Source organism: Methanimicrococcus hongohii (assembly GCF_032594095.1).
GTDB classification, from domain to species: Archaea; Halobacteriota; Methanosarcinia; order Methanosarcinales; family Methanosarcinaceae; genus Methanimicrococcus; species Methanimicrococcus hongohii.
This window is the reverse complement of the sequence record NZ_CP131059.1, coordinates 1,869,928-1,889,872: the sequence shown is the minus strand read 5'-3', so window position 1 is coordinate 1,889,872 and position 19,945 is coordinate 1,869,928. Positions and strand designations below refer to the sequence as shown.

The 19,945-nt window shown below is 40.6% G+C and carries 18 protein-coding genes and 2 tRNA genes; 10 read left to right on the top strand and 10 right to left on the bottom strand.

The features are described 5' to 3' along the window. Nucleotides 1-4 precede the first annotated feature (4 nt). Together atwA and MmiHf6_RS08595 are read right to left on the bottom strand one after the other, a co-directional pair. Entirely contained in the window at nt 5-1,882 is a 1,878-nt protein-coding gene (gene atwA, locus MmiHf6_RS08600) for a methyl coenzyme M reductase system, component A2 (RefSeq protein ID WP_316557378.1), read from the bottom strand. A 296-nt stretch (nt 1,883-2,178) separates the two neighbouring features. Then, entirely contained in the window at nt 2,179-2,991 is an 813-nt protein-coding gene (locus tag MmiHf6_RS08595; RefSeq protein ID WP_316557377.1) for an HAD family hydrolase, read from the bottom strand. Between the two features lie 92 nt (nt 2,992-3,083). On the opposite strand from MmiHf6_RS08595, the gene MmiHf6_RS08590 reads away from it, so the two are divergent. Continuing rightward, nucleotides 3,084-3,344 carry a hypothetical protein gene (locus MmiHf6_RS08590; RefSeq protein WP_316557376.1) on the top strand — a complete coding sequence of 87 codons (261 nt, stop codon included), beginning with the start codon at nt 3,084-3,086 and terminating at the stop codon, nt 3,342-3,344. Between the two features lie 141 nt (nt 3,345-3,485). Here MmiHf6_RS08590 and argS read toward each other — a convergent pair whose 3' ends face one another. After that, on the bottom strand, nt 3,486-5,225 hold the full coding sequence (gene argS, locus MmiHf6_RS08585; protein WP_316557375.1) for an arginine--tRNA ligase: 1,740 nt from the start codon (nt 5,223-5,225) through the stop codon (nt 3,486-3,488). A gap of 407 nt (nt 5,226-5,632) precedes the next feature. Here argS and MmiHf6_RS08580 point away from each other — a divergent pair, with 407 nt between their 5' ends. Beyond that, complete coding sequence (locus MmiHf6_RS08580; RefSeq protein WP_316557374.1) at nt 5,633-6,730, top strand: AI-2E family transporter; 1,098 nt, start codon at nt 5,633-5,635, stop codon at nt 6,728-6,730. Between the two features lie 73 nt (nt 6,731-6,803). On the opposite strand, the gene MmiHf6_RS08575 is transcribed toward MmiHf6_RS08580, so the two are convergent. Both MmiHf6_RS08575 and pssA read right to left on the bottom strand, forming a co-directional pair. Further along, on the bottom strand, nt 6,804-7,184 hold the full coding sequence (locus tag MmiHf6_RS08575; RefSeq protein WP_316557373.1) for a dihydroneopterin aldolase family protein: 381 nt from the start codon (nt 7,182-7,184) through the stop codon (nt 6,804-6,806). 50 nt (nt 7,185-7,234) lie between these two features. After that, a complete protein-coding gene (gene pssA, locus MmiHf6_RS08570) occupies nt 7,235-7,933 on the bottom strand; it encodes a CDP-diacylglycerol--serine O-phosphatidyltransferase (protein WP_316557372.1) in 699 nt (232 codons plus the stop codon). An 872-nt stretch (nt 7,934-8,805) separates the two neighbouring features. On the opposite strand from pssA, the gene MmiHf6_RS08565 reads away from it, so the two are divergent. The 6 genes from MmiHf6_RS08565 to MmiHf6_RS08540 all read left to right on the top strand — a co-directional run bounded on the left by MmiHf6_RS08565 (nt 8,806) and on the right by MmiHf6_RS08540 (nt 13,282). After that, nucleotides 8,806-9,573 (top strand): hypothetical protein, encoded by a 768-nt coding sequence (locus tag MmiHf6_RS08565; protein WP_316557371.1) that lies wholly within the window; start codon nt 8,806-8,808, stop codon nt 9,571-9,573. A gap of 427 nt (nt 9,574-10,000) precedes the next feature. Next, on the top strand, nt 10,001-10,789 hold the full coding sequence (locus MmiHf6_RS08560) for a hypothetical protein (RefSeq protein WP_316557370.1): 789 nt from the start codon (nt 10,001-10,003) through the stop codon (nt 10,787-10,789). A 44-nt stretch (nt 10,790-10,833) separates the two neighbouring features. Then, nucleotides 10,834-11,913, top strand: a complete 1,080-nt coding sequence (locus MmiHf6_RS08555) for a hypothetical protein (protein WP_316557369.1) — start codon at nt 10,834-10,836, stop codon at nt 11,911-11,913. A gap of 238 nt (nt 11,914-12,151) precedes the next feature. Beyond that, nucleotides 12,152-12,259 (top strand) — tRNA-Tyr (locus MmiHf6_RS08550). Nucleotides 12,260-12,421: 162 nt separating this feature from the next. Then, nucleotides 12,422-12,494, top strand: a tRNA-Asp gene (locus MmiHf6_RS08545). A 206-nt stretch (nt 12,495-12,700) separates the two neighbouring features. Then, nucleotides 12,701-13,282 carry a hypothetical protein gene (locus MmiHf6_RS08540; protein ID WP_316557368.1) on the top strand — a complete coding sequence of 194 codons (582 nt, stop codon included), beginning with the start codon at nt 12,701-12,703 and terminating at the stop codon, nt 13,280-13,282. A gap of 48 nt (nt 13,283-13,330) precedes the next feature. On the opposite strand, the gene cofD is transcribed toward MmiHf6_RS08540, so the two are convergent. From cofD to MmiHf6_RS08520, 4 genes are all read right to left on the bottom strand, one after another. After that, on the bottom strand, nt 13,331-14,260 hold the full coding sequence (gene cofD / locus MmiHf6_RS08535) for a 2-phospho-L-lactate transferase (protein ID WP_316557367.1): 930 nt from the start codon (nt 14,258-14,260) through the stop codon (nt 13,331-13,333). A 15-nt stretch (nt 14,261-14,275) separates the two neighbouring features. Beyond that, the gene (locus MmiHf6_RS08530) at nt 14,276-14,728 is read right to left on the bottom strand and encodes a hypothetical protein (protein ID WP_316557366.1); all 453 of its coding nucleotides are present in this window, start codon (nt 14,726-14,728) and stop codon (nt 14,276-14,278) included. Nucleotides 14,729-15,035: 307 nt separating this feature from the next. Next, nucleotides 15,036-15,368 carry a ribonuclease P protein component 4 gene (locus tag MmiHf6_RS08525; RefSeq protein ID WP_316557365.1) on the bottom strand — a complete coding sequence of 111 codons (333 nt, stop codon included), beginning with the start codon at nt 15,366-15,368 and terminating at the stop codon, nt 15,036-15,038. Nucleotides 15,369-15,416: 48 nt separating this feature from the next. Further along, nucleotides 15,417-16,454: a methionine synthase gene (locus tag MmiHf6_RS08520; RefSeq protein ID WP_316557364.1), complete on the bottom strand. Its 1,038-nt coding sequence runs from the start codon at nt 16,452-16,454 to the stop codon at nt 15,417-15,419. 112 nt (nt 16,455-16,566) lie between these two features. Between MmiHf6_RS08520 and MmiHf6_RS08515 the strand changes: the two genes are divergently transcribed. Next, nucleotides 16,567-17,136 (top strand): hypothetical protein, encoded by a 570-nt coding sequence (locus MmiHf6_RS08515; protein ID WP_316557363.1) that lies wholly within the window; start codon nt 16,567-16,569, stop codon nt 17,134-17,136. Here MmiHf6_RS08515 and cca read toward each other — a convergent pair. Beyond that, complete coding sequence (gene cca, locus MmiHf6_RS08510; RefSeq protein WP_316557362.1) at nt 17,133-18,527, bottom strand: CCA tRNA nucleotidyltransferase; 1,395 nt, start codon at nt 18,525-18,527, stop codon at nt 17,133-17,135. The two genes, MmiHf6_RS08515 and cca, sit on opposite strands and share 4 nt — an antisense overlap. Before the next feature lie 310 nt (nt 18,528-18,837). On the opposite strand from cca, the gene MmiHf6_RS08505 reads away from it, so the two are divergent. Then, nucleotides 18,838-19,641: a queuosine precursor transporter gene (locus MmiHf6_RS08505; protein WP_316557361.1), complete on the top strand. Its 804-nt coding sequence runs from the start codon at nt 18,838-18,840 to the stop codon at nt 19,639-19,641. Nucleotides 19,642-19,945 lie beyond the last annotated feature (304 nt).

Below are 19,945 nucleotides of genomic sequence, written 5' to 3'. Positions count from 1 at the left end.
CCGATTAAACACAGCCGCCGTCAGTATTAATTTCAATATTTTCTTTTTCCGCCGCTTTTTCTTCCGCTTTGCTCAAGTCCGCCTTTTTAGACGCGTCGGTTTTTGAAGCGGATTTCGCGGTTGTCTTTGTCGTTTTTGAAGTCGCTTTTGAAGTTGTTTTTACGGTTGTTTTTGCCGCGGTTTTTTCAGTTGTTTTTGACTTTGATTTCTTTTCGTCCTTGGCGGTTTTGTCGTCTTTAGCCGCTTTTTTCTCTTTTTCATCTTTAGATGCCGGCTTCTTTTCGGAAGGCCTTTCATCTTTCATGAGTTTGGGAACGATGTCATGCGGGTCGCCGATTGCTTCGATCTTGCCGCCTTTGATGTAAGCCACGCGGTCACAAACTTCGTGAACGAAATCCATATCGTGAGAAACGATCACGAAGGTTTCGCCGAGTTTTTCGCGGGCGTTTAAAATCGAATTTGTAACGGAAGCGCGCGTGAGCGGGTCCATTGTTCCCGTCGGCTCGTCCATAATAACGATATTGGGCTCTTTCATGAGAACCTGCGCCATCGCGACGCGGTGTCTTTCGCCTTCGCTGAGCTCGAATGTCTGCTTGTTCAGAATGCTTTTTGCGCCTTCTTCCGTGAATCCGGCCACTTTCAATGTCTGAATCGCTTTTCGAACGCCGAGTTCGTAGGGCAGGTCTAAGCTGATGGATTCCGTCAAATTTTCAATCACGGTGCTGTGCGGATACAAACAGTATTCCTGATACAAGATGCCCATGTATTTTGTCGCACGTCCTTTGTTATCGACGCCGGGAACGGTCATGTCGACCCATTCTTCGCCGACGCGGACCAAAACTTCGCCGCTTGTGGGCGGAACGACGCCGATCAAAATCTTGGATGTTGTTGTTTTTCCGGCACCGCTTTCGCCGATGAGGCCGAAAATTTCGCGCTCGTAAACTTCAAATGAAATATCATCAACAGCGCGGACAACGCCGCGATCAACGGAAACATATTTTTTTGTCAAATGTTCGACTTTAATGATCGGCTCGCCGAATTCTTTGGGTTTTTCGGTAACGATTTCGGTATACCCTTCCATGAATTGATCGACAATTGTTTTTGGATCGCCCATGCCGATGACTTTTCCTTCATCAAGCAGAATCGCTTTGTGAGCGAGTTCTAAAATCACATCCGGCCAATGGGATGTAATAATCATCGTCATGCCGCGCGTTTCAACGGCCTTTGTGAGGATTTTGTGAACCAAATCAGCGTTCATCGGGTCAAGCGTTCCCGTCGGCTCGTCGGCGAGCAGAAGCAGCGGCTCTTTCACGAGCTGGCGCGCCAAAACGACACGCTGTTTTTCGCCGCCGGAAAGTTCACGCGCAATGTGGAGCATGCGGTGAGAAACGTTCACTTCTTCGAGCAAGTCCGCCGCTTTTTTGATCGTATCGGTTCCCTTGTAGCCGACTTCGTTCAGCGCGTTTAAAATGTTTGTGAGAACGCTGTCGTCGCCGTAAAGCGCAAATGTTCTCTGAATCATGATCGAGATACGTCTTGTGACGTCTTTTCGGCTTTCGTCATGAAGGTCTGCGGTTGCGAAATCAACTGAAAAGGGTTCATATTTCCCGTTGCAGCCGCAATTGCATTTCTTTCCGACCATGCTCGGAAATTCGACATGGTGGCAGCATTCGCATCTTGCGACGTTGTACAAGACTTGTCCCGTTACGTTTCCGATGGCTTCCGTTCCTCTCAAAACGTGCATCAAAATTGTTTTTCCGGCACCGCTTTTTCCGAGAATGCCGATGACTTCTCCTTCGTCGACTGTTAAATTTACGTTTTGCAATACGAATTTGCCGTCAAAATCAACGGACAAGTTTTTCACTTCAATGAAAGCAGACATAATTTCTCAACTATCCTTTCCTGTTCATCTGTCTTTGAAAGCTTCTTTTTCCTTTCCTGAGCTTGCAAATTTCTATACTGCTACCGTTGCAATATTGAAAAGGCAGTTTTCTATTCTTACAGATTATTGAAATTTTAGATATTTCATTTTAGATTCTTTATTTATAAACATTACAGATGATTGATAATTCTATGATTTAACAACCATTTTGTTCTATATGAATTATCCGATAATTTTATTTTTTGAATTATATTCATCATACCCAAATTCTTTTTTAATTATTTCTTCGTTTTTAATTATTCTAATATATATGATTGTAAAATCGCGGTGCATTCGCCCAAATCATCGACGATTTCATCCGCCGCGTCTTTGAGTTCGTCGGGTGTATAATAATTATGGCGGCTGATCAAAATACCGAAATCGGCTGCCTGAAGCGCCGGCATATCATTGAGGCCGTCGCCGATCATAATCACTTTCGGATAATGATTTTGAAGGTCAAATACGATTTCCTGTTTTTTCATATCGTTGCAGAGGCCGATGACATTTTCTTTTGAAATTCCGAGTTTGTCGGCAACGCGGTTTAAGTTTGCGTAGTCGTCTCCCGACGCGATATAAACATCGCAGTTTTCTTTGGCGGCGGCAACAACATCTTTGGCGCTGTCAAACAATTTGCCGCCCGTACTCATAATATGCGTGATTTTATTTTTACCGGAATCGGCGACAAAGCCGAAAACTTCGTAAATAATGTCATCAAAAAGCGCTGTCGCTTCTTTATTCGTTTCTAAAAACTCGGCCATTTTTGTTTGGTCGTTTAAAAGAATGCGCGAGATATCACCGCTGTCAAACCCTTGAGTTGCGTAAGCCACGCCGAACGGAATTTTTTCTTTCCTGAGAAAATCCGACAGCAGTCTTTCGGGCGGTTGCTGCTGAACCAAATCCAGCGGCGCATCCATAATAATGAGTCCTCTGCCGGCAGACTCGGAAATAAGTTTTAAATTGTCGGCGTCAAGAAGGATTTTTCCGGTTTCCAAGTCTTTTGTGACGCGGTACATTTCAACAAGAGTTCCGGCACAATCGAAAACGATGGCGTTCTGTTTAAAAGATTCCATAGCAGAAAGAACGAAAAGGATATGTAAAAACCTTTGTGTAAAAATTCCTCGCTTCGCTCGGAATTTTTCATAAGGGCGGGGGGAGTCTGTCTTTGCAGAAAATTGCTTCGCAATTTTTATGGCTTCGCCTGTTTGCAGTGGGGGGGGAGGTGTTTGTTTGCAGTTGGAGTCAGGTTTCTGTATCCGATGGGAGGGAGATGTTTGTTTGCAGCGGGAGGGAGGTGTTTATGAAAAAATCGCAAAGCGATTTTTTCGGGCGCTGCCCGCTGTCCGCCGCGCGCGAGCCGCTTCACTTTTCAAAAAACGAATCAAAAACGAACCATGATTTTTATTGGAAAATAGTCTTGAAATGAAATTATTGATGCCCCCGCCGCCGCGCGAGCCGCTCCATTTTTCAAAAAAAATGAATCAAAAACGAATCACATTTTTTATTGAAAAATTAAATCAAAAATGAACCATGAGTTTTATTGAAAAAAGAAAAATCCGGAAATCCGTTACATGGATTCCGGGGCGTCGATTCCGAGGCAGGAAAGCGCGTTTGCAATCGCTGTTTTGCCTGAAAAGACCAAAGCAAGCCTTGCTTTCTTCAGTTCGATGTCTTCAACATTCAAAACAGGAACGTATCTGTAAAACTGATTGAAATCATCCGCCAGCTCGCGCGCGTAAATCGCAAACGTATGCGGCTTCAAGCCGGCTGCGCTTTCTTCAATTTTCTGCTCAAAAAGAGCAATCTTCTTGATCAGCGCCGCTTCCTGCGGTTCCGTGAGAAGCGTGAAGTCTGCAAATTCCATGTTGATGCCGGCGCCGGTGATTGTTCCGTCGTCTTCGGCTTTTGCCAAAATGTTAGACGCGCGGGCGTGGGCGTACTGAATGAACGGAGCGCCTTGTTTTTCAAAGTCAAGCGCCGTCTTCCAGTCAAAAACAGTGGATTTGTCGGATGAAACTTTAATAATATCGTAACGCGTTGCGCCGATTCCGACCATTCTCGCAACTTTCTTCTTGAAATCTTCCGACTCTTCGGGGCGGCGCTTTTCGATTTCTTCATACGCCTTGTCAACCATTTGCTTCAGAAGCTCATCCGCCGTGATGAAAACGCCGCGGCGCGTGCTCATCGAACCTTCCGGAAGAGAAACGAATTCAAAAATAACGACCTCAGGCGTTTTGTCGCCGAGCAGCTGAAGCGCGGCACGAAGCTGACCGGAAATGAGCTTGTGGTCGGCGCCGAAAACATCGATCATGCGGTCGCATTGAGGTGCTTTCCATTCGTGGTAAGCCAAATCCCTTGTCGTATAAAGCGAAGTGCCGTTGGATCTGCGGATGACAAGCGTTTTTTCAAAACCGTAATCCGAAAGGTCAACGACAAGGGCGCCGTCAGCGTCTTTTGTTTTGCCCGTTTTTTCCAAACGCTCAATCACGTCCCAAACGGCGCCGCTTTGAATAAACTGAGATTCGCGAACGAATTTGTCGTGCTTCACGTTCATCAATTGAAGCGTTTCGGAAATGCCGGCAACCGCCATGTTGACCGCGTCGGTGAAACTGTCAATCGTTTCTTTGTCGCCGCTTTCGACTTTTTTCATAAGCGCTTCGATGTGCCCGTTCACGGTTTCGTCTTTTGCGATGTCTTCATTCGCTTTGACATAAACTTCAACGATTGCGTAATCGGGTTTGATGTCCATGTTGAGCGGATATTTGGATGCCGCCCACGACACGACCGCAATCTGGCGGCCGATGTCATTGACATAATACTGAACTTCCACTTCATATCCGGCTTTCTTTAAAATTCGGGAAAGCGTGTCGCCGAGAATCGCATTTCGAATGTGTCCGACATGAAGCGGACCGTTCGGATTAGCAGAAGTGTGTTCCAAAAGAATTTTTCCCGTATTTTTTCCGCTGCCGTAGTTTTCTTTATCCGTCACGACATTTTCAACAGTTTTTGTCAAATATTTGCCGGACGCGAAAATATTGATGTACGGACCTTGAACCGTCATTTTGTCGATCAAATCGGCTTCTTTTAAACTGCTCTCCGAAATTGCGCCGACGATTTCCTGCGCCGTTTGCGCGGGATTTTTCCCTTCCGATTTCTTTTGAGCGGTCAGCTGAAATGCCAGCCGCGTCGCTAAATCCGCATGCTCGGAAAGCTCGAAAGGAACCTCTTCTTCTTTGATATCATAACCGAGAGAAACTGCGGCCGTGCCCAGCACTTTTTGAACCTGATTTTTGAATTCAATAAACAAAAAAATCACCTGACCCGAAACTGAGTCTTTAAATCATGAAAAAATATAGTTTTGATGATTCACAATAATCTGAATTTGTTATGTGAATATTTGAATCGGATATCAGAATTTAAATATTTCTCTTTAATTCGACATTCAATATTTTCGCCGGGCTGCGAAACAATCATATATGAAAGCAGTGTTCCTGCGATTCGTGTATTATAAATATCATCAGACCCCTATTGTAAAGTTAATCGTTAAAAACAAAATCGTTAAAAAACAAATAACATGATTGCAAATATTAAAATTGCCGAAATATTATAATATTCAAAAAACATTTAAAATTATATCAAAATCATTTAAAAACAAATCATTTAAAAACAAATCATTTAAAAACAAATCATTAAAAATAATTTGCAGGGAATACAATGGGGAAAGCAAAAATAACGTCTACAAACCTTTATCAAATCCCGCTGCCGCTGACCACGAATAAGCGTGTTTGGATGGCAATGGCTCTTATTTTTGCTGCTTTCTGCGCCATTGTTATGATACTGTTTTATTTTTCGGAAATTTTTATCGTCGTCCTCTTCGGATTATGTTTTATTGCTCTTTTAAACAAAGCCATCAATATTTTTAATAAATATACGGTCAAATGCACCCGAAGGCAAAAACAAGTCCTTGCAATCGCCGTTATTGTATTAACCGTCAGCATCTGCGGTTATTTTTGCGTGACGCAGGTACGGAATCTGTCCGAGCTGTTTTCAGATCTGACGGCGATTCAGACAATGATTATACAAGGAACTCAGCTTTTAATGGATATGCTCTCCATTCTTCCGCTTTCTGTAACGGATTGGATTGAAAATGCGATTGACGGCGTTGTCACTTCTATTTTCTCATATATGCGCGTTTTCTTATCTCAGGCATCTTTTTACATCCTGGCAATCGTTTTGCTTTATCCGATTATGTTCAGCATGTATTTTAAAGACAAAAGCAAAATCAAACATGTCATCGAAGAAGCCGTTCCGAAAAGATTTGAAAATGAGTTTACATACACGGCAAATGCAATTTTGACGCAGTCCAATAACTTTTTCGTTGCAAAAATCATTGAAAGCGTCGGCATTGCAGTCATTTGCTGTATCGGTTTTTATTTAATCGGCCTTCCCGGCTGGCTTTTCCTCGGGATTTTAGCCGGTCTTTTAAATAATGTTCCTTATATCGGTCCCATCATTGCCACCATTCCTCCAATCGTAATCGGTTTTGTGATCGGCTGGAAAGTTGCAATATTGGCTGCCGCGGTTTGTCTTATCGCCCAGATTGTTGACAATCTATATCTTGTGCCGTTTATGATTTCAAGCAAAGTCAGTGTCAATCCCTTTACAACTGTTGTTCTGATTTTGATTTTTTCACAGCTTTACGGTGCGCTGGGTATGATTCTGAGCATTCCGATTTATATCATCTGCAAAATCATATTAGTTGAATCATATAAGCTGCTGATACGCATTTTCCCCGAGCCGCGAACGGATTAATGATATACAAATGATATGTAATAGACCATCGGCTCAATAAAAAAGATCCAATGTTTTATTTTTCAACATCTTTTTATTTTTCAATATCTTCTTCGATTTTATCAATCTGCATCAGCGGATAATTTAATTTTTCGTTCATTTTGAGCGAAACAAATACGCGAACGGTATTGAAACGAATGACGGCTCTCACGTTCAACATGGATCCTTTTAATTCGGTATACATGAACGTTTCATTAATTTCGGCAATCACTTTCTTTTTATCAATCTCGACAAAAACGGATTCAACGTAAGGCTGAGCAAAAATGCTTTCTTGAATTGCTTTTTCCATTGAATCAATGCCTGCAATCGCGATCGGGCTTCCGACATATTGATGATAAAGCGTGCCGAGTTTGATTCCGGCTTCAAAAAGAGCGTTATCGCGATCGGTGATTTTCGGCGGATTAATTTCTTTCATTTCATTCACTTATTCATTCACTTATTCATTCAATTTCATTTCGTGAAACTTTAGAGTTCAACGATTTTCTTTTTCCCGATGATGCCGGTCAGCGGTGAAAGCAGATACATCACCATCAAAACGCCGAGGATGATCGGGCAAATGATAAGATACGGTGTGATTAAAAAGGCGGAAGCGACTGTTCCGAGGAATATGAAGACCAATACTGCAAAAGTTGCCTTCTTCATCACTTTTGAGTAAGGAACAGTGCTGATCATCAGCAATGAAAGAATAAACATGAAAACTAAAAGCATTTCAATGGCGTAAGGAACGGCAATATCCATGTTTTCCAAATTCAGATATAATATAATGAATACTGCAATTGCAACGCACGCGCCGGTAATCGGAATTCCGGAATAGCCGGGTTCTTTTGACGGAAAAGCGTTGTAACGCGCCAGTCTTAAAATGCCGCAAATGACGTAGAAGCAAATAAAAACGATTGAAATAATGCTTTCGCTCATGCAATATAAGATGACGGCAGGCGCAACGCCGAATGAAACTGTATCGACAAGCGAGTCGATGTGCGCGCCGAGCGGCCCGCTGGAAGTTTTCCGAGCAACATATCCGTCAACGCCGTCGGCCGCCGCTGCAACCAACAGGCAGGCCGCCGCCGTCCCGTAAGCGCCGCTGAACGCGAGTAATATTGCTGCCATCCCAAAAAGAAGATTAATCATTGAGACGAAATCGGGTGCTTTTAAGAGGTGTAACACGTTTGAATAGATTCGCTGTATTGCTTATATAATCTTCGGCATTTACGCCGTCTATCATCTGTTTTTAAATGTCATTTGAAAAAAGATGTATGTGACGGAAACTTTCGTTTCATTCGAATATTTCCGCGCCAAAAATTTCATCCTCTTGTTTTTGATTTAGTATTAAATATAATAACTTCAAACAGATTCGTATTTAAAGCAACGGTTATAAGCAATTAGATATATTTAGAAATTACATGAAGTTTCATAAGCTATTATTAGTTCATTGAGCTTCTTGGACATCTGCAAAAAAACGAAAAACAAAAACGAAAACCATAAAACATCTATCCATATCAAACTGAAAAATCAAAAAACGGCATCAAAAACGAGATTTTACGAAATAAAAATGAAAAATCAGTCCGGTTTCATCCGTAAATAAAAACGGATGTCGGCAAACGATAAAAAACGATTTGCGGGTGAATCCGGCAATGCAGATGTAAAATTCAGTATAATTCAAAATTCAGTATCGGCCTTAATTGTCAAAAAAATTGAAAAAAATGAAAAATCAAAGTTTCAAAAACGAACAATCAAAAAATGAATTAAATTGTCAAATTTCAAAAATTGTCAATAAATCAAAAACCAATTATCAATTTTTAATTTTCAAAAAACAATTACCAATTTTCAAAAAACAATTACCAATTTTCAAAAAATAATTATCAATTTTTAATTTTCAAAAATCAATTTTCAAAAAATTATTCAAATCCAACCATCAAACTCAATTATTACAAATTATCAAATCCAAATTTCAAAACAAAATCCAAATTTCAAAACAAAATCCAAATTTCAAAACAATTTGTATTGACCTTATTGACACATCAAAACGAGGAAAAATCATGAAAAAAACAATTCTTTTAACGCTCACGGTTCTTGTCATTGCTGTTCTTGCAGTCAGTTTCAGCGGCTGTTTAGCATCGGGCGATGACAAACCTGTCGTCATTGACAACCCTGCAGCAATTCAAACAGTAACTTACTACACATACCCGATTGACGGTGACACTGTAACGGCTTCGATTCTTGTTCAAATTCAAGGAACGCACAGCCAGAGTGTTGACAATGACAACATTACAGTAACGATTATTGAAGACAAGATTTATGTGAATGTCCCTGTCGTGAATTCAAGCGCAGTCAATACAAAAGACTTGGGTTATGAAACGGTTGAAGTCGTTCTCGGTACAAAAGACGAACTCAAAGACGGTGAATATACTGTTGTTGTGAACGGCGGAACCGACAAGGAATTTACATCTGACATCAAGTTCGTTGACGGACAGCTTTACTACTACAAACCCGGAAGTATCGGCGACATCACAATCGGAGCTGACGGAAACAATCTGACGGTTGACATCACAGTCATACTTGCAGGCAGCGCCGAAACAGTTGACAAAGAAAACATTACCGTGTCCGACAAATTCGAAGACGGCAAGTTTGAAATTTACATCCCGACTCAAATCAAAGACGGTATCACGACTTTGAATTTGATTTACGCCGAGGAATCCTTTGTCATCGGTCAGCTCGATCAGTTTGAAGACGGAACATACACTGTTTTCGTCAACGGCATCGAAGTGACATTTACAATTGAAAACGGTGAAGTCGTTACCGAGTAATCGGCTTCTCAAAATTCAATTTTATGTTTTTAAGTTTCAACTTTAATTTTTCAACTTTAATTTTTCAACATTTTAATTTTTCATCATTTTAATTTTTCATCATTTTAATTTTAAAAATAATTTTGAAAAACGAAAAAACGATCTAAAATAAACAAAAACATAAACAAAAACATAAACAAAAAACATAAACAAAAACGAACCGATAAAAACCGATAAAAAACCAATAAAAAGTGAATCGACCTTGAATTAAATTTCTGTGTAAAATTCCATACGAAACCTCCAAGCCTTCAAATTCTTTCGGATTTGGGGGCTTTTTTATTGATTTTTGTTTTCTGATTTTTTTTCGGTTTTTTTTCGGATTTTTATGATTGCATCGGGCTGAAAATCATTTGGCAATTTATATATAACTCAAAATCCTGATTGAAGTATGAAACAATTTTTATTTTTTTGGATGGTTTTGATTTTAGTTTTTGCGGCTGCTTTTTCCGGATGTTTGACCGACGGCGAAAACCCCGGCATTGAAGGTGAAATGATTTCCGGCAATCCTTTTACTTCAGAGGTTTTTACAATTGATGACGACATATATGCCGCCGCTGCAATCATTTTAACGGATCCTTCCAATCAAACCGTTTTGGAAGAAAATATAACCGTCGAGCACAACGGAAATATGATTTATATTGATATTCCGATTTGGCAAACTCGCGCGTCCGCCGGAGAAGAAGAATATGAGATTTACAGAGCAAATATTTCAATCGGCAAGAAAAGTGATTACGATAACAAAGGAAATTTTTCTGTTTCCGTAAACGGTCAGGATGAAAATGAAACAAGGCGTTTTTCCGTTGAAAACGAAACTTTGTATGTTTACGGCGCCGCATCCATTAAAAGCGGGCAGTTTGAATTAGACGGAGATGAGATTATTTTCAGAGCCGGGACCATTTATTTCAACAGCGCCGAGCATCTTGATTATGACGGAATGATTCAATCGGACGGATTTGATTCAGAGAATAATTATTTCATTTATCTTCCTGCTAAAACCGCGGATTACGGGCGTTCTGTAAATGACAGGGAGGGGCATGCCGAATTTGTTGTCGGCAACCAAAAAGAATTGGAAGACGGCAAATACACGGTTTCGATTAATGATTATGAGCTGACGTTTGAAATTCAAAATCATGAAATGATTAATGATGAGCAGTTTGATTCAGTTTGGTGTTTCTGAATAAATGTTGAATGTATATTGAATGATTCAGCGGGTGAATGATGATGAAAAAATTATTTGTTTTTATTTTTATGACTCTTTTTTTGTTTTTGGCAGTCGGTGCCGGCGGCTGTATTGAAGATGAAAATGAAACATATGCTGACGTCAATTCTGTTTCAGTATTGGCTGACGATGAAAACGTCATTATTTATTTGAATGTCACCGTTCACAACGGACAGACAATTAATGAAAAAAAGGCAGAAATTAATGTTTCTGATGATTTGGTTCAGGTTTATTTGCCTGCTTCGGAAGTTAAAACTGACAATTCTGTGAGCAGTTATTATGAAACGATTGTATTAACTCTTTCAAAAAACAAAGTCATTCCGGAGATTCTTTACAGAGTCAGTGTCAACGGCGAAACGGATGAAGAAAGGATTTCATTTTTTACTTATGGCAATAATTACGAATCGTTTTCAGCAGGACGTCCAGATAAATCATCAAGAGGTATTGATTTACAATCCATTTTTGTTCGCAAATATGACGGACAAATTTTACTTGATCTTAATTTTAAAAACGCATATAACATTGACAGTGTGACGAAAACTGTTTCAGATGATGTGGTTTATATCGGTTTGCCTTTTGATGAACTTTCAAGACCTATGAACCGCCAATATACAATTGATATTACAAATTTGACGCAATATGAAACAGGAACATTTTATACGGTTTTAATTAATGAAGATGAAGAAATCAAATCGGGATTTGTATTTGAGGAAAACGACACGCTTAAAATATATCCGGCGGGGGTGGAATCGATTATAATTTCATCAGACGGAACAAATGTTTTGGTATCCTCTTGGGTTTCGACAGGAACACGGTCCGCCTTTTCGATAGATGATGAAATGATCGAAGAATCTGAAAAATTTGATGAAAATCAGACGTACAAAATTTATATTCCTGCCGTCCAAAAAAACTATGAAGCAATCACTTTGGAGATGGCTCTTTATGAGAAACAATTTTCAATCGGAAAGCTCAATGAAATGGAAGACGGCGTTTACAAAGTTCGGGTCAACGGATATGAAGCTTCATTTACTGTTTTAGATCATGAGGTCTGGTATATTCGAAATTACGGCAGTTATTATTAACCGAATTTAAAAGAGGAACATGGACCAATTTGCTTCATCCTCTTTTCAGTTCATTTAAAAGGAACGTTTGAAATTAGATCGAGTTTTTGTGACGAAAGGAATAAATAAGAAGAATCCTATGTGAAGGATTACGTTTTCGACAGCATTTGATTCATATCAAGCGCTATGGAAAACGAAAATTGAGTGTAAGGCATCAAAACAATGTCCGTTTGAACATTACAAGCGGATTTGTCAGAAGCCCACCTTAACTCAGTGGTAGAGTGCGCGGCTGTAGTATGATCATTTCACAGTCTGTGAAATTCGCGCAGGCACCGCGATGCCCCCGGTTCGAGTCTGGGAGGTGGGACTTGTATTCATTACGGAATTTCGGATTTTTCCGTTTCCGTAATTGAAAACGTTTAAAAATAATTTAAAAATAAAACTCGAAATAACATGTAAAACGGGTAACCTTTTTATATGAAAATAACATTTTAGGGGCGCAGGTGCGAACCTGAAATAATATCAGCCTGTCCAGATAGTGTAGGGGACTATCATGGGGCCCTGTCGAGGCCCCGACCCGGGTCCGAATCCCGGTCTGGACGCTGACTTACGAACCGAAAAACAGAAAGCCTTTCAATCTTCGGATTGAGAGGCTTTTTTTATTGATTTTAAAAACATTAGATTAAGTTTAAAGTAACCTGAAAACGTCCCCAATAAAATAATACCTTCAATATTTATCGTATTAGTTAGTTAAAATTATATATATATAATCATAGAACTATTCTTCACAGCTAATTATGGTGATATTATGGAATTGGATGAAATAAACTACAAAATAGATATTTTAAAAAATGAGATAGAGTCATTGGAAAAAGAAAGTGAAAAAATCAAAAACGAACAAACAAATAAAGAAATTAATGAAAACACATCAAGATATCTTTCAGAGATATACAATATTACTGATGAAAATAGTTACAAAGTTCGTTTGTATAATGACACAAAAACAACTCCAATTATGGATAAATTTAATGAGAAATATGAATATTTGTTAATAGGACCTTATTATTCTCTGAAAGATTTCCTTAAATATTCCCTTGTGATTATGAAAAGACCACAATATAAAGTCAACTTTACGAATTCATCACTTACCATGACAAAATTAAAACAATGTAATTGGGGTCCCCTTAATAGCTTAATTTCTGAAACTCTCAATGCAAATGAAAATCCACAGAAAGTATTGCCGTTTAAAATACCCTATTCACTGGGCGGCCAAACCTCTCGTAACCAAACCGGATACGGCAGTGAGTACCATTACGGGGAATTATATATTCAAGGAACATTATATGGAGAAGTAACTAATTTTTATATAATTGGTTTAATTTTTGATTAAACTCTTCTAAATTTGATAAAGTTTGAAGACATAATATTCTCCAATACTTTATTTATAGTCTTTTTTAAACAATTTCATTAGCTCTTTTGCCAACCTCACTCGTTTCTCTTCATCCGTCATCATTGTATCCAACGAAATCGCTGAAATTCCCATCGCTTCAATTTCTTCGGGATTCAAAATATCATCCCGAATGTCATAAACAAAAATATCAATAAATTCTTTGTAAAGATCGGCAACGCCTTTTGATGACACTTCCAAACCTTTAGCTGTCATCAATTTTCCTGCCGGTCCGCTGACAGGCGCGTTTCCGATAATCGGGCTGACAGCAATCACCTTTCTGTTTTTCAAAATCTCTTTCATTTCGGGAAGCGCTAAAATCGGACCGATGCTCGTCATCGGATTGCTCGGGCCGATAACAACAACATCTTCTTTTTCCAAAGCCGCTTTTGCCGCCGGCGATAATCTTGCATTTTCGGCGCCGACGTGTTCAAAAGAAATAATTTCCGGCGCGCCTTTTTTTGTCACCCAGAATTCCTGAAAATGAATTTTTCCCTCAGGCGTTTCAACCATGCAGGTAACAGTTTCATCAGACATTGGAACGATATTTGCTAAGATTTTGAACCGCTTCGCAATTTCAGATGTTGCTTCCGTCAGCGTTAATCCGTTTTTCATCATTTGCGTTCGAACCAAATTAACGGCGCGATCGCGGTCGCCGAGCATGAGAATTTCGTTTTGCCCGAGTTCTTTCATTTGATGATAAGTGTTGTAAGTGTCATCGACAATGCTCCACCATTTGTTTTTATCCAAAATTCCCGCAAAAAGATAAAGAACGGTGTCGATGTCGGGCGAAATAAAAACTTCCGATGACCAAATGTCTTCGCCCGTGTTGACGATCACGGTTATTTCTTCGTCGGGAATCAGTTGTCGAAACCCGTCAATCAATTTTGGTGTGCCGGTGCCGCCGGAGAGAATGATCATATTAAACCTTAATTTTTATTTTCGGAAAAGCGCTGATTCATTAAATAATGATTCTATTAAAAACCGGGTGTCTTTTTTTGAAATATTTTTTTGAAAAATCGATGGCATTTTTGAAAAAATATTTGAAAAATGCAGCGATTCGCGCGCGGTTGCAACTGCATGTCGACAGCAGCGGAAACAGAAACAAAGGTAGCGGCGGCACGTTCGCGAATGCGAACGGATTTCTAAAAAAAGAGCAGATCCGGCGGCAACACAAACCTGACCCGCAGCGGCAACATTAAAAGACAGTTGCAGACGAGCAGACCCGGCCGGAAGCTGAAAGCAAAAGACAGGCGTAAGAAGACATTTTGCCGAAGCCGAACAGCAACTAAAAAAATCAGCGGTTTTGCATTTTTTATTTTGTATGGGAAGAATCCGCCAAGTCTCGTTTCCTCCGCTCCGCTTCGGAAACTTGAAACTGCGTTTCAAGTCCGGTTCGCCGCTTCGCGCCGCCCGGAACTCAAATTGCGGGGGCGGCGTTTTGTCTTTTCATTTCATTTTCAAATAAATTGAAACATCCTCTTTCATCAAAAAATTTCAAAAACGAAACGCCGTCTTTTATCCAAAATCTAAAAAAATAAGATTCGGGTTTTATCGGGCGTTCAGGTTCATCAATTTGAAAATTGGATGTTTAGGTTTCATCCTGAAAAACAAAATAAAAACGCAGAACAAATTCGAAAAAATTACAAAAACGGAACTGTTCACGCGCGCCGCCGCCCGACATAAACAAAAAACATTACTCTTTTTCCGGTCTTTCATAATACGGATAGCGGCTCATCTTGCCGCATTTGAAACACGTTGTTTGAACCATGCTGTCTTTTAACCGGATCCTGCAATTGTTTCCGGGAACCAAATAATCATAACAGTGTTTGCAGACGCGTCTTTTTTGGTCGCGTGTCAGACGGACGCGGTAGCGCATGCCGATGAGACGCGCAAGCTCAACGTAGCGCTTTGTTCTTTCGGGATGTGTTTTAAAATTCTGTTCCGCCAGCTCAAAAAGAAGGATAATGCGCTCTTCGGCGATTTTTTTGGATAAATCTTTATTCTTTTTGCGGCGGTTTTGAGCCATTTTTCAGCCTCATTTCATGTTTTGTTTTTGAATTCATTATTCATTAACTCATTTATGTTTTTTATTAAAAGAGGCAATCGCAATTCCTGTATTTTTCAGCAAATCCGCTGCCAATTCCTGCGACGGCCACGACCCGAGACCGCAGTCGGGACCCGCGTATTTGATCCTGTCGCCGAATACCGCGTACAATTTTTCGAGCCTTTTTTCAGCCGTTTCCGGCGTTTCCAAAACGGTTATGATTTCTTTCATAATTTCAGGCTTGTCCCAAACATTGCCGCCGTATTTTTCGTTGAGTGTTCCGGCCATGCTGAAAATATCCGTTCGCGTAATTCCCGCGCGGACGTATGTATCGTAATCCGAAAGCACTTTTTTGTCGATCATATCAGCGTAAGACGGCGTTGCTGCCGATTCCATTCCGATGACGTTGATCGTTTCCGATTGGCAGGCCAAATCATAATAAAGCGGAGAATGAATGTGAATTTCAACATCCGCGCCGTTCTTGACAGCATCTTTGCCGGCGGTGTTGAACGCGGCGATGATTTCATCCGCCGGAAGCGCGAGATCCGGATTGATTCCGATACTCGGCTCATCAATTGAAACGGTTGCGATTTGACAATATTTCATGCTTTTCATTGCGTTTCTGACAAATAAATTGACGTCCTTTGCAAATAACTGATAAATGTCGGCGTAAGACGCGCCGCCGAATTCTTTGAGATACAACTCTGTCGGTCCCGTCACGCACATGCGAACAAGCGGCTTTTCGCCTGTTTTTTCTTTGATTTTTTGACAATACAGATCCATTGCTTTCATTTCAACAGTTCCGGCGCATTCTTCTTTTAATTCAAAAGGACCGTCACAGCATTTTTCGTCTTTCATCGGGCGTAAAAACTGTTCGTTCATGTCTCTGACTTGAGAGTAATTGGGAATCATAACGCCTGCATTCATTTTCAGTTCAAGGATCTCGTCAAGAACGGGAAAAAGAAAAGCGTCATTGTCTCCGGCAAAAGCGGCTTCGGACAACGCTGTTTTAGAGGCGTTTGCAGGAAGCGGGAAACTGCCGATATCGTCAAAAAGAATTTCAGTCATCTTTCATTCAATTGGAAATGAAGGGATAAATCCTTTTGTATAAAAAAATTGCTCGGGCTTCGCCCTCACAATTTTTCATGATCGGAGGGAGGGCGGTGTTGGTAAAAAAAATTTGCTCGGCTTCGCCTCACAAAATTTCAAGTTGCAGGCAGAGGCGGTGTTGGTAAAAAATCGCTTCGCGATTTTTCCGGCTTCGACGATTTGCGCTTGGAGTCAGGTTTATGTTTCCGATTGGAGGGAGGTTTCTGTTTGCAGCAGGAGGGAGATTTATGTTTCCGATTGGAGTCAGGTTTCTGTTTCCGGTGGGAGGGAGGTGTTTGTTTGCAGCGGGAGGGAGATTTATGTTTCCGATTGGAGTCAGGTTTCTGTTTCCGGTGGGAGGGAGGTGTTTGTTTGCAGCGGGAGGGAGGTGTTTGTTTGCAGCGGGAGGGAGGTGTTTGTTTGCAGCGGGAGGGAGGTTTCTGTTTGCAGGGGGAGGGAGGTGTTTACTGAAAAAATCGCAAAGCGATTTTTTCGGCGCTGCCGCCCGCCCGCGCGATCCGCTCCATTTTTCAAAAAACAAATCAAATCGCACTGCTATTTTTCAAAAAAATATGAAATTTGTACCACCATTTTTCAAAAAAATGAAAAATCATACCGCCGTTTTTCAAAAAAAATAAATCAATCGAGACCACGTTTTTAAGGCTCAATCTGAGCCGTTAACTTTTCGTTCATAAATTTCCAAAAGTCGTCGCCTTTGATTTCCATAATTTCTTTTTCTCTCAAAACGTCATAACCGTTTTTCATGGAATCGCGAACGTGGCGCCCCAAAGCCGCTTCTTTGAAAATCATATCCTCAATCAAATACTCCGCCGTCTTGTATTTTCTCGGAATTTCCGCGACATATTTTTCATTTTCAATTGAAAACGAGAACGTTGTCGGATTGTTTTTGTATTTCTTACAGAACGATTCGGCGTTTGCGGCATTCCAAACGGGCGGGCCCGCTCTTTTTTGAAGCGGCGGAAGCACTGTTGTGAGAAGTTCGATAAAAACAACGCTTTTTTCCATTTCTTCCGACCACGAAAATGTATTGATGACGGTAAATTCATTTCTTGTCAGCAATTCTTCCAATGATTTTTCCATTCTGAAAAGCTGCGGATAAAGCGTATCTTCCGCTTTTGGCGGCGTTTGAAATGAAATGCCGATCATTTCCGTTCCGCGCGCCGTCATCATTTTTTCGAACTCGGCAGGCGTCATCGGCGGATAACTTTTCGGCGTGAAATAATCCAAGATCGGATTTTTCAAGAACTCACGGGCGCGGTCAATAAAAAGCGCGAATTTTGTCAGCGACAAAGCGGCGGCCACATTCCTTTTCGGGTCTGTCGGATCGACGACGACAAGCGGATTATCATGTTCAAGCGTTTGATGATCGGCAATGTCAATGACCGTTCCGTATTTCCAGTTTGACGCGTGTTCCAAAACGCCTTCAAATCCGCCGTAATAGATGGTTAAAATTTCAGTCAAATAGCCGGAAAAGCCGCCGGTTCGAACTTCCGAGCCGTAAACGCCCGTTCCTTTCATGAATTGCTTCATGATCAAAACGTCTTCTTCCAAGCCTTTGATATTTTCTTTGATGTAAGCACAATGAAACGGCGTTCTGTCAACAGCGGATTTGATATCAGCGCCGCTTTTCACGCGGAAACAGGGAACCAAATCGACTTCAAAGCCTTCTTTTTGAATGTGAATGTAAGGATGTTCAGAGTGGCGGTCTTCCCAGGAGTCACCGGTTTTTGCCATCTCTGTCAAAATCATGCGGCTTCTTTTGTAGAATTCGTCAAACGGAATGTCTTCGGGATATGAAATGAAAACATCAATGTCATGATTGCCGTGAAGCCATGTGTTTCTCTCCGCCGATCCCACAGAAAGCGGCACGATGTCGCACTGTCCCTGCGCGTCCGCGATTCGAACGATATCGTCAATAATGCCTTTTCGAACCGTTTCGAGTTTTGTTTTTTCCTCATCCGTCGGGCGGACGCGCTTTAAAATCTCGGCTCGAATTTCCTCTATTTTTTCTTTTTTTGAGTCGGCAGTCATGTTAATCCTTTTTGATTTTTACGATTACTTTGAATGTTTTCTTTTTTCCAATGGTTTCAATGGGTTTGAAAAATATTTATAATTAGTTGTCAACGCTGATTTTCTTTTTTATTTTCTTCTTAATTTTCGCTTAATTTTCGCTTAATTTTCGTCTAAATTTTCTTTTTATTTTTTTCTCTTTTTGAAATATTTTTTTGGAAATATCGAATATCCTTGAAATATTTTTGAATCGTCTTTGAATCGCTCTTGAAAAATCTTTGAAACACTCTTTTATATTATGGACGGTTTAGGGTCAAGCGAGGTTTCATTTATGAATTATGATCTTTTGTTTGTTCTTGTTTTTTGGATCATCGCGATGACGATTGTAACGCTTTCATCTGTTCAAATTGTCAAAAAATATCCGGCTTACGGGTTTGCCGCGCTGACTGCTTTTTATGTCGCTTACCTGCTTTGCTCTCAAGTGATTGCCACCAAAATGGTCACTTTTGATCTCGGAACGTGGTGGGGTTACGCAATTATTCTTTCAACGCCCGGCGCCGCAATTTTGTATCCGTTTATCGCTCAAGTGCTGGATATGATCAATGAGGTTTACGGTAAAAAAAGAGCGATGGGCGCAATCGCAATCGCTTTGGCGACACAGGTTCTTTATGTGATGTTTATTGCAATGGCTCTTAAAACGCCGGCGGCTTCTTTTTATGAATTGGACGCCGCGTGGGCTTCGATTTTTGCGCTCAGCATCGGCGTGACTTTCGCGAGCTGGATTTCGTTCCTGATTTGTTCGATACTTGACACTTATATGTTTTCTTACATCAAAAACAAACTTCGCCCGAGAGAACTCGCTTTTAAGGGAGACGCTTTCTTCAATCCGTATATTTGGATCCGCTCATTAACGACGGATGCCGTCAGTTTGGCGATTGATTCCGTTCTTTTCGTCGTCATCGCTTTTTACATCTTCGGCGGAATGTCCTGGGAAGTTGTCACAGGATTGATTATCGGTCAGCTCGTTGTCAAAGTCGTCGTCGGCATTGCAGACACGCCCTGGTTCGTTCTTTACAAAAGAATGCTCGGAAAAACCGATTTGTCCGATGTCAAATTTGTGGAAGAAAAAGTTTAACGATCCATTTAAAATTTGATTGATATTGATTGACGGCATTTCAGCCGTCTTTTCTTCTTTTTTGTTTTTGTGTTTTGTATTTTATGTTTTGTTTTTCGTTTTTACAGTGTCGGCCTCGCGCGCGAATTGCATCATTTTTATATAAATTTTCAAATTCATCCGGCGTTTTTGTTTCATTTTCGGATAAAACCTAAACATCCGATTTTCAAAAACGTTGAACCTGAACGCCCGATAAAACCCTAAAAAATGTTTAATCCTTTGAAAAAAGAAGGCGTTCCGTTTTTGAATAATTTTGATGAAAGAC

Bases quoted from the DNA above. Each gene is read 5' to 3' on its own strand.
- atwA (WP_316557378.1), bottom strand. From the start codon at position 1,882: ATGTCTGCTTTCATTGAAGTGAAAAACTTGTCCGTTGATTTTGACGGC.
- MmiHf6_RS08595 (WP_316557377.1), bottom strand. From the start codon at position 2,991: ATGGAATCTTTTAAACAGAACGCCATCGTTTTCGATTGTGCCGGAACT.
- MmiHf6_RS08580 (WP_316557374.1), top strand. From the start codon at position 5,633: ATGGGGAAAGCAAAAATAACGTCTACAAACCTTTATCAAATCCCGCTG.
- MmiHf6_RS08575 (WP_316557373.1), bottom strand. From the start codon at position 7,184: ATGAAAGAAATTAATCCGCCGAAAATCACCGATCGCGATAACGCTCTT.
- MmiHf6_RS08565 (WP_316557371.1), top strand. From the start codon at position 8,806: ATGAAAAAAACAATTCTTTTAACGCTCACGGTTCTTGTCATTGCTGTT.
- MmiHf6_RS08560 (WP_316557370.1), top strand. From the start codon at position 10,001: ATGAAACAATTTTTATTTTTTTGGATGGTTTTGATTTTAGTTTTTGCG.
- MmiHf6_RS08555 (WP_316557369.1), top strand. From the start codon at position 10,834: ATGAAAAAATTATTTGTTTTTATTTTTATGACTCTTTTTTTGTTTTTG.
- MmiHf6_RS08540 (WP_316557368.1), top strand. From the start codon at position 12,701: ATGGAATTGGATGAAATAAACTACAAAATAGATATTTTAAAAAATGAG.
- cofD (WP_316557367.1), bottom strand. From the start codon at position 14,260: ATGATCATTCTCTCCGGCGGCACCGGCACACCAAAATTGATTGACGGG.
- MmiHf6_RS08525 (WP_316557365.1), bottom strand. From the start codon at position 15,368: ATGGCTCAAAACCGCCGCAAAAAGAATAAAGATTTATCCAAAAAAATC.
- MmiHf6_RS08520 (WP_316557364.1), bottom strand. From the start codon at position 16,454: ATGACTGAAATTCTTTTTGACGATATCGGCAGTTTCCCGCTTCCTGCA.
- cca (WP_316557362.1), bottom strand. From the start codon at position 18,527: ATGACTGCCGACTCAAAAAAAGAAAAAATAGAGGAAATTCGAGCCGAG.
- MmiHf6_RS08505 (WP_316557361.1), top strand. From the start codon at position 18,838: ATGAATTATGATCTTTTGTTTGTTCTTGTTTTTTGGATCATCGCGATG.